Genomic DNA, 13,919 nt, shown 5'->3' on the forward strand with positions numbered 1-13,919 from the left:
TGGGTGTCGCATGAAGTCTGCAGTCATTCCTCATCACATTGCCATCGTCATGGATGGCAATGGGCGATGGGCCAAGCGCCGGTTTCTGCCCCGCCTGGCAGGCCACAAGCAAGGGGTGGAGTCGCTGCGCCGCTGCGCCAAGGCATGTGTGGAGCGTGGCGTGAAGGTGCTCACGGTCTTTGCCTTTTCGTCGGAAAACTGGAACCGTCCCACCGATGAGGTGGATGGCCTGATGCAGTTGCTGGCTGGCGCCCTGGCAAAGGAAGTCCCTTCGCTCGCGCGTGATGGTATCCGCCTGTTTTTTGTCGGAGAGCGAGCGTCGCTTTCGGCCAAGGTGCAAGCGGGTCTGGTGCAGGCGGAAGAGGCCACGGCCAGTAACGACCGCATGGTGCTCAACGTCTGTTTTAATTACGGCGGTCGCTGGGATATTGCGCAGGCCGCAGCCAGGTTGCAGGCAGCGGGTAGTGCCATCACCGAGGCATCCATGGCGCAGGCCATGGCCTTGTCCCATGTGCCTGACCCGGATCTGCTGATCCGCACCGGCGGAGAAATGCGCATCAGCAACTTTCTGCTGTGGCAGGCGGCCTACTCGGAACTGGTTTTCAGTGACAAGTGGTGGCCTGATTTTGATGAACAGGCCCTGGATGCATCGATTGCCGAGTTCAATCAGCGTGAGCGTCGGTTTGGCAAGACTTCCGAACAAGTCGCACCCGGTGCAAGCAGTGTGACAGTGTGATCGTGAGCGGTGGGGTGCCACCGCTTTTTTACTGGAGAAGCCATTTGCTCAAGCAACGCGTCATCACCGCCATCGCTCTCTTGCTGGTACTGATTCCGGCCATTTTTGCCGCCAATCCCTTGCCCTTTGCGGCCCTGATGCTGCTGGCCATGGGGGCTGCAGCCTGGGAATGGGCGCGCTTGAATGGTTTGATGGGTGCAACCAGCTATGTGGTTGCCGCAGTCTGCCTGGCTTTGTGCGGTATTGCCTGGCAGCAGGGCTGGACGCAGGCTGCGCTGCCCGGATTGTGGTTGGCTGCTGGCGCTGTGTGGGTGCCGATGGCTGCATACCTCCTCAAGGCTGGTGTGGCTGGCTGGCCGAATATTGCGCGCTCCGTTCGCATTGTCGTCGGCGTGCTGGCCTTGTGGGTGGCGTGGCTGGCGGTGGCGCAGGCCAAGTGGATGGGGGTCAACTTTCTGCTGTCGGTCTTTGCGCTGGTATGGGTGGCTGATATTGGTGCTTATTTTGCGGGCCGTACTTTCGGGCTGCGCTTTACCAAGAACAAGCTGGCTCCCGCCATCAGCCCCGGCAAAAGCTGGGAAGGTGTGTGGGGCGGCGCGCTTGGTGTGCTGGTTCTGGCAGGGGTGTGGTGTCTGGCGGACCGCTATTTTGGCGCTGCAGTACCAAGTCTGTATTCACGTCTTTGGGCTTTCTCGCCCTGGCTGATGGTGGTGGCCTGCATTTTTCTGGCTGGAATGAGTGTGGCAGGCGATCTGGTGGAGTCCCTGGTCAAGCGCAGTGCAGGCATGAAGGACAGCAGCAATCTGCTGCCTGGCCATGGCGGTGTGCTGGACCGCATCGACGCTCTGCTGCCCACGCTGCCGCTGGCAATGATGTTGCTGCAATTTTTGCATAAGTGAATTCCGCAATGACGATGCAAGTAACCGTCCTCGGATCGACGGGCTCGATTGGAACCAATACCCTGGACGTGGTTGCACGCCATCTGGATCTCTATCAGGTGTTTGCGCTCAGTGCACATTCCCAGGTGGATTTGCTGCTGGCACAGTGCCTGCAGTTCAAGCCGCGTTACGCGGTGATGACCAGTGCAATCCATGCCCGGGATCTTCGTGATCGTCTGGCCCAGGCGGGTTGCCGGACCGAGGTGCTGGACGGGGTCGATGCCCTGGAGCAGATTGCCTCTCATCCCGATGTTGATGCTGTGATGGCTGCCATTGTGGGGGCGGCAGGCCTGCGGCCTGCGGTAGCTGCGGCCCGGGCGGGCAAACGGCTGCTGCTGGCCAACAAGGAAGCCCTGGTCGTGGGCGGGCAGGTCTTCATGGACGCGGTGGCCCAGGGGGGGGCAACACTGCTGCCGATCGACAGCGAGCATTCGGCCATCTTTCAGTGCCTGCCTGAAGACGCCAGTGTGTGGCCTCAGCGCGTGGATCACATTATTCTTACCGCATCGGGTGGGCCATTTCGCACCCGCGAGCCTTCCAGTCTGCGGGATGTGACGCCGCAGCAGGCATGCAACCATCCCAATTTCTCGATGGGCAGGAAGATTTCCATCGATTCGGCCACCATGATGAACAAGGCGCTGGAAGTGATCGAGGCGCGCTGGCTGTTCAACATGCGGCCCGAGCAGATCAAGGTGGTGATCCATCCGCAGCAGATCGTGCATTCCATGGTGCAGTTCAATGATGCGTCGATTCTGGCGCAACTGGGAACGCCAGACATGCGTGTACCCATCGCTTGCGGCCTGGCCTGGCCTGAGCGCGTGGCGAGCGGCGCGGCGCCACTGGATTTCTCGAAGCTGGCGGCACTCACCTTTGAAGAGGCGGATGCGCGCCGCTTCCCAGGCCTGCATCTGTCATGGCAGGCATTGCGGGCTCCCGAGGGGACGACGACGGTATTGAATGCCGCCAATGAAGTGGCTGTTGCCGCATTTCTGGGTGGGCGCATGCGTTTTGACCAGATCTACCACGTCAATGCACAGGTGCTGGAGGGTATGCAGCCGCAGTCGCCTGATGGTGTCGAAAGTCTGCTGGAGCTCGATGCAGAAGTGCGCTCTTATGCAGAAGGTGTCATTGCCGCGTGCGCGGCATGAGCGAGAATGCGCGACGGGGCTGAAATCGCTTCTATAAAAAAGAGAGCGGCTGGCGCTTGATATCTCCAGGTTTCAATATGTTTTATGCCTGGGGTGGAATGAATGATTGCGCGGCAAGCTATGATTTTTATACTTTGACAGCAAGGACTTGAGCAATGTTGACCGTTGTTGCATTTGTCGTTGCACTGGCCATTCTGATTGCCGTGCATGAGTACGGCCACTACCGGGTGGCAGTCGCCTGCGGCGTGAAGGTGCTGCGTTTTTCTATCGGCTTTGGCAAACCTTTGCTGCGCTGGCAGAAGAAAGGCGCTGATACCGAATTTGTGATTGGCGCCATCCCCTTGGGTGGCTATGTGCGGATGCTGGATGAGCGCGAGGCACCTGTGGCCGCCGAGGAGCGCCACCTCGCCTTCAATGCGCAGCCTCTGCGCTCGCGTGCTGCCATTGTTGCTGCAGGGCCGTTGGCCAATCTGCTGTTGGCCGTTGTTTTGTATGCATGTGTCAACTGGATGGGAGTACGCGAGCCTGCCGCCATCGTTGGCGCGCCTCCCGCTGCCAGTCTGCTGGCGCAGGCAGGCGTGCAAGGCGGCGAAAAGGTTGTGGCAATGGCTCTGGAGGGCGAGGAGCAGCAGCCTGTACGCTCACTGGAAGATCTGCGCTGGTTTGTCGCCCAGGCAGCGCTGAATGGCAAGGATGTGGTGTTGGGTGTTGTGCCGGGTGTGGCATCGGGTATTGCCCCGCGCGCAGGTGCTGCACAGCGCGAGTATCGGCTGCCCCTGTCTCGCCTTGACGCTGCAGACGCAGATGCCAAGCTGCTCGAAAAGATTGGCCTGACCCATCCGTGGACCGAGGCGGTGCTCGGCGATCTGGAGCCCGGCAGTGCCGCAGAGAAATCGCAGCTGCGCAAGGGTGACAAAGTGCTGGCGATTGATGGAGTAGCCGTTGGCGATGGCGGGCAACTGCGCAGCATGATTCGTGCTTCGGGCAAGGAGCAGGCACCTGCCTTGCAAGACTGGCTTGTCTCTCGTGAGGGTGCTCAGATCCATGTGGCAGTGCAACTGGTTCAGAGTGAAGATGGCGGCGCCAGAATTGGCCGCCTGGGCGCCTATATTGGCGCGCCTGTAGCCATGGTGAACGTGCGCTATGGGTTGTGGGAAGGCTTTGCCAAGGGTGTGCAAAAGACCTGGGAGGTCTCCACGCTCACCCTCAAGATGATGGGCAAGATGGTGATCGGCCAGGCATCGCTGCAGAACATCAGTGGCCCATTGACGATTGCCGAGTACGCAGGCAAGTCTGCGCAGATCGGCTTGACGCAGTACATTGCATTTCTGGCGCTGATCAGCGTCAGCCTGGGTGTGCTGAACCTGCTGCCGTTGCCCGTCCTGGATGGCGGGCACCTGATGTATTATCTTTGGGAGGCGATCACCGGCAAGCCACCCACTACGCAATGGCTGGAGCGCCTGCAAAAAGGCGGTGTCGCTGTGCTGCTGCTCATGATGTGCATTGCGTTCTTTAACGATTTGTCTCGGCTATTGGGCTGAAATTCGCGGCTCTACTGCATAATGAGCGGCTCTTGTTGCTATCACAAATGACATATTCCATTCCTACATCGCTTCTTCGCAAGACCACTGCCGCGGCTGCGCTGATGCTGATTGCCAAGCTGTCTTGGGCACTGGACCCGTTCACCATTCAGGACATTCGCGTCGAGGGCCTGCAACGTGTGGAGCCTGGAACCATTTTTGCCTCCATGCCTTTGCATGTGGGAGATGACTACAACGACGAAAAAGGCTCGGCAGCCATTCGCTCACTGTTTGCGCTGGGCCTTTTCAAGGATGTGCGCCTGGAAGCCAACGGCAACGTGCTCGTGGTCGTGGTGGAAGAGCGCCCCACGATTGCGAACGTCGATTTCCTGGGTACCAAGGAATTTGACAAGGACGCGATGAAAAAGGCCATGCGCGATGTGGGCCTGACGGAAGGGCGTCCTTACGACAAGGCATTGACCGACCGCGCCGAGCAGGAACTCAAGCGCCAGTACATCAACAAGAGCATGTACGCCGCCGATGTGGTGACCACGGTGACGCCTATTGAGCGCAACCGCGTCAATCTGACGTTTACGGTGACCGAGGGCGAGGCAGCCAAGATCAAGGAAATCCACATTTCGGGCAACCGCGATTTCAAGGAATCGACGCTGACGGATCTGTTCGATCAGGACACCGGTGGCTGGCTTAGCTGGTACACCAAGAGCGACCGCTATTCCAGCTCCAAGTTCAATGCAGACCTGGAAACGCTGAAGTCGTTCTACCTGTCGCGTGGCTACCTGGAGTTCCGCATCGACTCGACCGAAGTATCGATTTCGCCGGACAAGGAGCGCATCTCGATCAATCTGCAGGTGCACGAAGGCCCCAAATTTGTGGTCTCCGGTGTCAAGCTGGAAGGCAATTACCTCGATCGTGACGACGAGTTCAAGTCGCTCGTCTCCATCAAGCCTGGTGAGCCCTACAACGCGGACCGCGTGACCGAAACCACCAAGCGTTTCACTGACCACTTTGGCAGCTTTGGCTATGCGTTTGCTCGTGTGGAGGCGGTGCCGGAAATCGATCGCGAAAACAACCGCGTCGAGCTGGTCCTGAAGGCAGAGCCATCGCGCCGTGCCTATGTGCGCCGTGTGAACATTGCAGGTAACAACCGTACCCGCGATGAAGTTGTGCGCCGCGAAATTCGCCAGTACGAAGCTTCATGGTACGACTCGGACAAGATCAAGCTCTCGCGCGACCGTGTGGACCGCCTGGGCTTCTTCAATGATGTCTCCGTCGACACCCAGGAGGTGCCCGGCGCGCCGGATCAGGTCGACGTGAACATGACGGTGCAGGAAAAGCCGACAGGCTCGCTGCAGCTGGGTGCTGGCTACTCCAGCGCAGAAAAAGTCTCGCTCACCTTTGGTATCAAACAGGAAAACGTGTTTGGTTCCGGTAATTACCTGGGTGTGGACGTGAATACCAGCAAGTTTCACCGAACCCTGGTGGTGAGTACCACCGATCCGTACTTCACCAAGGACGGCATCTCGCGTACTTACGATCTGTATTACCGCACCGACCGCCCGTATGACGAGCAGGGTGGTAACTACCAGATCATAACGACGGGCGGCAGTGTGCGTTTTGGTATTCCCTTCAGCGAATCCGACACGGTGTACGTGGGCGGCGGCTTGGAGCATACCAAGATCAAATTGGGCACCAACATGCCTGCAGCTTACCTGGATTACGCCATGCGCTATGGCGATACGAGCCTGAACTTCCCGCTGACCGTGGGTTGGTCGCGCGACAGCCGTGACAGTGCGTTGGCGCCAAATTCAGGGCGTTTCCAAAAGCTCAATTCCGAATGGTCGCTGTTCGGCGATGCCCGTTATCTCAAGGCCAACTACCAGATCCAGCAGTATCTGCCGCTGAACAAGCGCTACACCATTGCGCTCAATGGAGAGGTGGGCTGGGGCAAGGGCATGGGGGGCAAGGCGTTCCCGGTGTTCAAGAACTACTTCTCTGGCGGCTTGGGCTCGGTGCGTGGCTTCGAGCAAAATACGCTGGGTCCGCGTGACGTGACGGGTGCCACCTTGGGCGGCCCCAAGAAGGTCACTTTGAATGCGGAGTTCATCGGCCCTATGCCGGGTACCGGCAATGACCGTACCTTCCGCTGGTTCGCGTTCGTTGACGCAGGCAATGTCTGGGGAGATGAACAAGATCTGAAACTGAATGAAATGCGTGCGTCTGCTGGTATCGGGTTGAGCTGGATTTCCCCACTGGGGCCGCTGCGATTGGCGTATGCTCAGCCGGTGCGTAAATTTACCGGCGATAAAATCCAGAAATTGCAATTCCAAATCGGAACATCCTTCTAATGAAAACCCTTTCTCGTCCCTTTCCGTTGATGGTGTTGGCTGCTGCCCTGTCGTTTGGTGCTGCAGCACAAGCCCAAGAGTTCAAGGCTGGTTTTGTGAACACGGATCGCATCTTCCGTGAAGCCAATGCTGCCAAGGCAGCCCAGACCAAGCTGGAAGCCGAATTCTCCAAGCGCGAAAAAGAACTGCTCGACCAAGGCAACTCCCTCAAGGCTGCCGGCGAAAAGTTCGAGCGCGAAGCGCCCACCATGTCCGAGAGCCAGCGCGTGACGCGCCAGCGCCAACTGGTGGATCAGGACCGTGAATTCCAGCGCAAGCGCCGCGAATTCCAGGAAGACCTGAGCGCCCGCAAGAGCGAAGAGCTGGCTGCCGTGCTGGAGCGTGCCAACAAGGTCGTCAAGCAGGTTGCTGAGCAGGAGAAATATGATGTGGTGCTGCAAGAGGCGGTCTACATCAATCCCAAGTACGACATCACCGAAAAGGTTCTCAAGGCCTTGAACGGCGCTCCTGCTGCCAAATAAGCAGGGGGCGGTGTGAGCTTGCAGCTGGGACAGATTGTTGATGCCCTGGGCGGGCGCCTGGAAAACGGTGACCGGCATCTGCAGATTGATGCCATCGCGTCGCTGGAAGATGCGGGTCCGCAGGACATCAGCTTTCTGAGCAACCCCAAGCTGCACCTGCAAATGCAGGCATCGCGTGCGGGCTGTGTGGCAATTGGCCCGCGCGTGGAGGCAGAGGCGCGTAAGCGCGCTGGTGCCTATCTGGTGGTGGATGACCCCTACCTGTTCTTTGCCCGGCTGACCCAGTTGTGGCGCAGGCATCATCAGCTCAGACCCACGCCTGCCGGCGTGCATCCGTCTGCCGTGGTGGAAGAGGGAGCCCGGGTACACCCAACGGCGTCCATCGGGCCGTTATGCCATGTAGCCAGCGGTGCTGTGATTGGCGAAGATTCGGTATTGACCTCCCGTGTGACGGTGGGCGCTGGCTGTGTGCTTGGCAGGCGTGTACTGGTGCAGCCCGGTGCGGTCATCGGTGGCGATGGCTTTGGCTTTGCCAACGACAAGGGGCGCTGGGTCAAGATCGAGCAGCTGGGTGGTGTACGGATCGGTGACGATGTGGAAATCGGCGCCAATACCTGCATTGACCGCGGAGCATTGCAAGACACGGTGATTGCGAGCGGTGTGAAGATCGACAACCAGGTGCAGGTAGGCCATAACGTCGAGATTGGCGAGAATTCGGCCATGGCAGGTTGCGTCGGCATTGCGGGAAGCGCCAAGATAGGGCGCCAATGCACGATTGGGGGGGCCGGAATGATCCTGGGTCACCTCGAAATCGCAGACAATGTGCATATTTCGGCGGCGACTGTGGTCAGCCGCTCAATCAAGCAGCCAGGGCACTACACCGGCTTCTTCCCTATCGACGACAATGGCCGATGGGAAAAGAACGCCGCAACCTTAAAACATCTCCATGCATTGAGGGACCGCATCAAGGCCTTGGAGCAAACACAGAAAAACGGCTAAGCCGAGTTCACTATGATGGATATTCAAGGAATTCTCAAGCAACTGCCCCATCGCTACCCATTTTTGCTGGTGGATCGCGTGCAGGAGCTGGAGCGCAACACCCGCATCAGGGCAATCAAGAACGTCACGTTCAACGAGCCGTTCTTTACGGGCCATTTCCCTGGCCGCCCCGTAATGCCCGGTGTGCTGATCCTGGAAGCCTTGGCTCAGGCAGCAGGCCTGCTGGCGTTCGATGCCATGGGGCAGGTTCCCGACGAGAACAATATCTACTACTTTGTCGGTATCGACTCTGCGCGCTTCAAGCGGCCTGTGGTGCCAGGAGATCAGCTGGTGCTGGAAATCACGATTGATCGCGTGCGCGGTGGTATCTGGAAATTCAAGGGCGTCGCCAGCGTGGACGGCGAAGTGGCTGCTGAAGCCGAGCTGATGTGCACCATGCGTCACGTGGAATGACCGTCGATGACGGCTGTCAGTTCCATTCATCCCACCGCGATTGTTGATCCTGCGGCCCAGCTTCACCCTACGGTGGCGGTTGGGCCGTATGCCGTTATCGGCCCGCAGGTGCGTATTGGCGCCCACACGAGCATTGGCGCCCATTGTGTGATCGACGGCATCACCACCATTGGTGAGTCCAACCAGATTCATTCACATGCTGCCTTGGGTGGCGGTCCGCAGGACAAGAAGTATGCGGGTGAGCCCACCCGCCTGGAAATCGGCAACCGCAATACCATCCGTGAGTTCTGTACCTTCAACACAGGCACCATCCAGGATCAGGGTGTAACCCGCATCGGTGACGACAACTGGATCATGGCGTATGTGCACATTGCTCATGATTGCCAGGTGGGAAACAACACCATCCTTGCCAACAATGCAACGCTTGCGGGCCATGTACAGGTAGCAGACTGGGCCATTATCGGCGGGCTGACTGGTGTGCACCAGTTCAGCAAGGTTGGGGCTCATGTAATGGCCGGTTTTGCCAGCCATATCAGCCAGGACGTGCCGCCCTTTACCATGGTGGATGGCCATCCGCTGGCGGTGCGCGGCCTGAACCTGGAAGGATTGCGCCGCCGTGGTTTCAGTGCCGAGCGCCTGGCTGTCATCAAGCAGGTCTACCGGGTTCTGTACCGCAGTGGCCTGACCTTGCAGGCTGCCATGGATGCCTTGCAGAACCTGCACGGCAGCTGCGAGCCCGAGGCGCAGGCCGATGTGCAGTTGATGCTCGATTTCCTGGCGCAATCGACGCGCGGCATTGTGCGCTAGAGCGCAAGGCTGCCATGCAAGCTCCGTCTCATCCATTTCTGGCCATGGTCGCCGGAGAAACCTCCGGTGATCTGCTGGCGAGCCTGGTGCTTCAGGGTCTGCGGACTGACTTTCCTGATCTGTATGCTGCTGGTATCGGCGGGGTGCGAATGGCGGCCCATGGCTTTGATGCCTGGTGGCCGAGCGAGCGCCTTGCTGTGCATGGTTACAGTGCAGAGCTGGTCAGGCGTATCTGGGGAATCCTGCGTATCCGCAAGCAGCTGGTGCAGCGCCTCACGGCACAGAAGCCGCAACTGTTCATGGGAATTGATGCGCCCGACTTCAATCTGGGCGTTGAAGAGCGCTTGCGCGTGAATGGCATCAAGACCGTGCACTTCGTCTGCCCCTCCATTTGGGCCTGGCGGCCTGAGCGGGTGGAGAAGATTCGCCGCGCTGCAGACCATGTGCTCTGCATCTTTCCATTCGAGCCGGCCTTGCTCGCGCAGCACGGTATTGCAGCAACCTATGTGGGGCACCCGCTGGCCAATGTGATTCCGTTGGAGCCCGATCGCAGTGCTGCCCGCCGCAAGCTCGGGCTTGTTGAAGAGGGCGAAGTTCTGGCCGTGCTGCCTGGCAGCCGGGCGTCAGAAGTGGGCTATATCGCCAAGCCATTTTTTCAGGCGGCGGCTATGCTTTTGCGAGCACGCCCTTCGCTTACAATCCTGGTCCCTGCTGTTCCGGCTTTGCGTGCGCGTATCGATGCACTGGCTGCTGAGTGCGGGATATTGGATCGCATCAGGGTTCTTGATGGTCAGTCGCACCTCGCCTTGGAAGCGTGCAATTGCACCTTGATTGCCAGCGGCACTGCCACCTTGGAGGCGGCGCTGTTCAAGCGCCCGATGGTCATCAGCTACCACATGCACCCCATCAGCTGGCGGCTGATGAAGCGCAAGCAGTTGCAGCCCTGGGTGGGCTTGCCCAATATTCTGTGCCAAGATTTTGTGGTGCCTGAGTTGCTGCAAGATGCAGCGACGCCGCAGGCGCTGGCCGATGCGGTTGCGCAGTGGCTGGATGCGCCAGTGCGCGATCCATCGAGACTCGCTTTGCTGGAGCAGCGTTTTAACGACCTGCACCTAGAATTGCGCAGGGATACACCGAAGCTTGCCACCGATGCCATCCAGAAAATACTTGCTGCCTGACCAGGCTCCTTTGCCATGGCATCCGCCAGGCCTGGTCGCGGGGGTGGATGAAGCGGGACGGGGGCCGCTTGCGGGGCCGGTAGTGGCTGCCGCAGTCATTCTGGATGAGCGTGCACCGATTGAAGGGTTGGCGGACTCCAAAAAATTGACGGCGCTTAAGCGCGAAAAGCTCTACGACGAAATTCGCGCCAAGGCCCTGTGCTGCTCGATTGCCCTGGCCACTGTGGAAGAGGTGGACGCCCTCAACATCCTGCAGGCCACCATGCTGGCCATGCAGCGTGCGGTTCTTGGGTTGCGGCTCAAGCCGGTATGCGTTCTGGTGGATGGCAACCGGCTGCCGCAACTCGATGTTCCTGCGGAAGCCATTGTCAAGGGTGATGCATTGGTGCCGGCGATTTCGGCGGCATCCATTCTGGCGAAAGTACACCGGGATCGCTGGTGCGAAGAGATCGACCGCGCCCATCCGCAATACGGTTTTGCCACGCACAAGGGCTATGGCACGGCTCTGCATATGGCCGCTTTGCATACCTATGGCGCGTGCCCTGAGCACCGCCGCACCTTTGCGCCGGTGGCGCAGGTGTTGGCCATGAAGCTGGGTGCCAGCGGCCTGGCAAAATGAACACATGCCCGAGCAAGCATGCTGGCTTGCCAGGCCTATGAACGTGTTTATGATCTCCTCGCGCCGCGACAGTAGCTTTGCGGGATGGGGTGCGAGGCGCAATACAGCAGCAATAGCCATGCTATTGCGAGGATTTGCAACGACGCAGACCTCCCCTAGCCGGACGCCCCTAACCGGGCGCCCCTCGCCGGGCGCCCCAAACTCACTGTCCCTCCGGGTTGGAGTGAAATCGGGCAATTTCTGCGCGCAGGCCCTTGCTTGCACCCCGGTGCAACCTGCGGCCCAGCGCTTCGACTCATCCCGATTGCACTCTAACGCGGCTGCGTAGAGATCGTAAACACGTTCTAAGGAAAATCTGTGCACACTGACAAACAGGCAACTCACATCCAGTCTCGCGACAACGCACTCGTCAAAGAGCTGCGCCGCTTGATGGAGGATGGCGCGGCCTACCGCAAGCACGGCAGAGTCTGGATTGAGGGAGATCATTTGTGCCGCGCGGCACTGGCACGCGGCAAGCAGCCCTCTGTCGCCGTCTTTTCCGAGAAATTCTGGCAGGTGGCGCCCGTTGAATATACGCAGGCTGCTCCAAAAAACATAGTTATCGGAGACGACTTGTATGCCAGCCTTTCACCGCTGCCATCTCCCGCACCCTTCGGGTTTCTGATGGATTTGCCCACAGAGGCCACTTCTGCTGTACAGGGCAAGGCTGCTGTTGTGCTTGACCGTGTGCAGGATGCAGGCAATGTAGGCTCCATTTTGCGCAGTGCTTCGGCCTTTGGCTTTGGTCAGGTGATTGCCATCAAAGGCAGTGCGGCGCTGTGGAGTGCCAAGGTGCTGCGCGCTGGCATGGGGGCGCATTTTGCGTTGCATCTGGTAGAGAGTGCTTCAGTGGAAGATGTGCTTGCGCTGCAGCAGCCATTGCTGGTTACCAGTTCACACCAGGGGGACTGGCTGCACAAGGCCAGCTTGCCCTGGCCGTGCACCTGGGTAATGGGCCATGAAGGGCAAGGAGTGTCAGAGGCGCTGCAGCAAGGCGCCAAACAGCACATCCGCATCACGCAGCCCGGCGGGGAAGAGTCGCTGAACGTGGGTGCTGCCGCGGCCATTTGCCTGCACGCCAGTGCCGCGGCACTGGCAAAATGATGCAGTATGCCGAATATGCGCTTTGCGTTTAAAAACTAGGATGTATACGCAATGTGTAGAGTGAAAGCTGCGCAGAGTGTGTAATTTTTGCCCGAAAACCCCTGTATTCGGTACCTCTGCTGACTCAGGATGCAGCTTCCACGCTACAATGGGTGGCTTTCAAGTAATCACGTCGCCCGGCTGCACTCAAAGCAATCTCTCATAAGCACAGTCTTCACTGGTGAATCAAAAATTCGCCGAAGGCTCCGGGCGACCCGTAACCATCCGGAGAACCCAGTGTTTTTGTCTCAACAGGGCGCGTTTCCCCCCGCCATCCTGGCGCTCGCAGACGGCACGGTCTTTATTGGCAACTCGATTGGTGCGCAAGGCACCACGACCGGTGAAGTGGTGTTCAACACCGCCATGACCGGCTACCAGGAAATCCTTACCGACCCCAGCTACTGCCAACAGATCGTGACGCTCACGTATCCGCACATTGGCAACTACGGGATCAACGGAGAGGATATTGAGTCCGACAAAGTCTATGCCGCAGGCTTGATCATCAAGAATCTGCCACTCCTGGCCAGCAACTTCCGCAGCACCGAAACGCTGTCTGCCTACCTCAAGCGCACCAAGACCGTTTCCATCGCCAATATCGACACCCGCAAGCTCACCCGCCTGCTGCGCGACAAGGGCGCACAGAATGGCGCTATCGTGGGGCTGGCAGAGGGTGAATCCGTATCGCAGGCACGTATTGACGAAGCCATCGCCGCAGCCAAGGCCGCGCCCAGCATGAAGGGCCTGGATCTGGCCAAGGTGGTGAGCGTTACCGAAGCCTACGAGTGGACGCAGACCGAATGGCAACTGGCCCGTGCCGACGGCACGCCCGGTTACGGCAAGCTGCAGAACCACGAATTCCATGTGGTGGCCTATGACTATGGCGTCAAGAGCAACATCCTGCGCATGCTGGCCCAGCGTGGCTGCCGCGTGACCGTGGTGCCTGCCCAGACCTCTGCTGCCGATGTGCTCAAGTACCAACCCGATGGCGTTTTCCTGTCCAACGGCCCTGGCGATCCAGAACCCTGCGATTACGCCATTGCAGCTGCGCGCGAGATCATGGACAGTGGCGTGCCCACATTCGGCATCTGCCTGGGTCACCAGATCATGGCCCTGGCCGTGGGAGCCAAGACTTTCAAGATGCAGAACAGCCACCATGGCGCCAACCATCCGGTCAAGGATCTGGACAGTGGCCGCGTCTGCATTACCAGCCAGAACCACGGCTTTGCGGTGGATGTGGAGAGCTTACCTGCCAACGCCCGCGCCACGCATGTCAGCCTGTTTGATGGCACCTTGCAGGGCATGGAGCGCACCGACAAGCCTGCCTTCTGCTTCCAGGGCCACCCAGAGGCATCGCCGGGGCCGCACGATGTGTCGTACCTGTTCGACCGTTTTGTGAACCTGATGCGCAAGCACAAGAAGGCGTAAGCACAGGCATAAAAAGGCAATCAGCCA

At 59.2% G+C, this 13,919-nt stretch carries 13 protein-coding genes; all 13 read left to right on the top strand.

Annotated features, from left to right (window positions below; all coding sequences use genetic code 11):
* Window positions 1–10: 10 nt before the first annotated feature.
* The 13 genes from uppS (at window position 11) to carA (ending at window position 13,892) form a co-directional block, all read left to right on the top strand.
* Window positions 11–736, top strand: coding sequence for a polyprenyl diphosphate synthase (uppS, locus tag HNP33_RS10505; RefSeq protein WP_184708123.1), 726 nt, complete (start codon window positions 11–13; stop codon window positions 734–736).
* A 44-nt stretch (window positions 737–780) separates the two neighbouring features.
* Window positions 781–1,635 carry a phosphatidate cytidylyltransferase gene (locus HNP33_RS10510; RefSeq protein WP_184708125.1) on the top strand — a complete coding sequence of 285 codons (855 nt, stop codon included), beginning with the start codon at window positions 781–783 and terminating at the stop codon, window positions 1,633–1,635.
* 8 nt (window positions 1,636–1,643) lie between these two features.
* Window positions 1,644–2,822, top strand: coding sequence for a 1-deoxy-D-xylulose-5-phosphate reductoisomerase (gene ispC, locus HNP33_RS10515; RefSeq protein WP_184708127.1), 1,179 nt, complete (start codon window positions 1,644–1,646; stop codon window positions 2,820–2,822).
* Window positions 2,823–2,977: 155 nt separating this feature from the next.
* Window positions 2,978–4,363: an RIP metalloprotease RseP gene (gene rseP, locus HNP33_RS10520; RefSeq protein WP_184708129.1), complete on the top strand. Its 1,386-nt coding sequence runs from the start codon at window positions 2,978–2,980 to the stop codon at window positions 4,361–4,363.
* Window positions 4,364–4,467: 104 nt separating this feature from the next.
* The gene (gene bamA / locus HNP33_RS10525; RefSeq protein WP_418903836.1) at window positions 4,468–6,708 is read left to right on the top strand and encodes an outer membrane protein assembly factor BamA; all 2,241 of its coding nucleotides are present in this window, start codon (window positions 4,468–4,470) and stop codon (window positions 6,706–6,708) included.
* Entirely contained in the window at window positions 6,708–7,229 is a 522-nt protein-coding gene (locus HNP33_RS10530; RefSeq protein ID WP_184708134.1) for an OmpH family outer membrane protein, read from the top strand. Before bamA ends, HNP33_RS10530 begins: the two co-directional genes overlap by 1 nt.
* Window positions 7,230–7,241: 12 nt before the next feature.
* Window positions 7,242–8,228, top strand: a complete 987-nt coding sequence (gene lpxD / locus HNP33_RS10535) for a UDP-3-O-(3-hydroxymyristoyl)glucosamine N-acyltransferase (protein ID WP_184708136.1) — start codon at window positions 7,242–7,244, stop codon at window positions 8,226–8,228.
* A gap of 12 nt (window positions 8,229–8,240) precedes the next feature.
* Window positions 8,241–8,681 carry a 3-hydroxyacyl-ACP dehydratase FabZ gene (gene fabZ, locus HNP33_RS10540; protein ID WP_184708138.1) on the top strand — a complete coding sequence of 147 codons (441 nt, stop codon included), beginning with the start codon at window positions 8,241–8,243 and terminating at the stop codon, window positions 8,679–8,681.
* A 6-nt stretch (window positions 8,682–8,687) separates the two neighbouring features.
* Complete coding sequence (lpxA, locus tag HNP33_RS10545; RefSeq protein ID WP_184708140.1) at window positions 8,688–9,488, top strand: acyl-ACP--UDP-N-acetylglucosamine O-acyltransferase; 801 nt, start codon at window positions 8,688–8,690, stop codon at window positions 9,486–9,488.
* 14 nt (window positions 9,489–9,502) lie between these two features.
* Window positions 9,503–10,666: a lipid-A-disaccharide synthase gene (gene lpxB, locus HNP33_RS10550; protein WP_184708142.1), complete on the top strand. Its 1,164-nt coding sequence runs from the start codon at window positions 9,503–9,505 to the stop codon at window positions 10,664–10,666.
* Window positions 10,638–11,285, top strand: a complete 648-nt coding sequence (gene rnhB, locus HNP33_RS10555; RefSeq protein ID WP_184708144.1) for a ribonuclease HII — start codon at window positions 10,638–10,640, stop codon at window positions 11,283–11,285. Before lpxB ends, rnhB begins: the two co-directional genes overlap by 29 nt.
* Window positions 11,286–11,642: 357 nt before the next feature.
* The gene (locus HNP33_RS10560; protein ID WP_325064925.1) at window positions 11,643–12,428 is read left to right on the top strand and encodes an RNA methyltransferase; all 786 of its coding nucleotides are present in this window, start codon (window positions 11,643–11,645) and stop codon (window positions 12,426–12,428) included.
* A 276-nt stretch (window positions 12,429–12,704) separates the two neighbouring features.
* Window positions 12,705–13,892 carry a glutamine-hydrolyzing carbamoyl-phosphate synthase small subunit gene (carA, locus tag HNP33_RS10565; RefSeq protein WP_184708146.1) on the top strand — a complete coding sequence of 396 codons (1,188 nt, stop codon included), beginning with the start codon at window positions 12,705–12,707 and terminating at the stop codon, window positions 13,890–13,892.
* Window positions 13,893–13,919 lie beyond the last annotated feature (27 nt).

This window comes from Comamonas odontotermitis (assembly GCF_014207855.1).
Lineage (GTDB): Bacteria > Pseudomonadota > Gammaproteobacteria > Burkholderiales > Burkholderiaceae_C > Comamonas > Comamonas odontotermitis_A.

What these genes read in the sequence shown, in the direction of transcription:
- uppS (WP_184708123.1), top strand. Translation starts at nt 11, where the DNA reads ATGAAGTCTGCAGTCATTCCTCATCACATTGCCATCGTCATGGATGGC.
- ispC (WP_184708127.1), top strand. Translation starts at nt 1,644, where the DNA reads ATGACGATGCAAGTAACCGTCCTCGGATCGACGGGCTCGATTGGAACC.
- rseP (WP_184708129.1), top strand. Translation starts at nt 2,978, where the DNA reads ATGTTGACCGTTGTTGCATTTGTCGTTGCACTGGCCATTCTGATTGCC.
- bamA (WP_418903836.1), top strand. Translation starts at nt 4,468, where the DNA reads ATGCTGATTGCCAAGCTGTCTTGGGCACTGGACCCGTTCACCATTCAG.
- HNP33_RS10530 (WP_184708134.1), top strand. Translation starts at nt 6,708, where the DNA reads ATGAAAACCCTTTCTCGTCCCTTTCCGTTGATGGTGTTGGCTGCTGCC.
- fabZ (WP_184708138.1), top strand. Translation starts at nt 8,241, where the DNA reads ATGATGGATATTCAAGGAATTCTCAAGCAACTGCCCCATCGCTACCCA.
- lpxA (WP_184708140.1), top strand. Translation starts at nt 8,688, where the DNA reads ATGACGGCTGTCAGTTCCATTCATCCCACCGCGATTGTTGATCCTGCG.
- lpxB (WP_184708142.1), top strand. Translation starts at nt 9,503, where the DNA reads ATGCAAGCTCCGTCTCATCCATTTCTGGCCATGGTCGCCGGAGAAACC.
- rnhB (WP_184708144.1), top strand. Translation starts at nt 10,638, where the DNA reads ATGCCATCCAGAAAATACTTGCTGCCTGACCAGGCTCCTTTGCCATGG.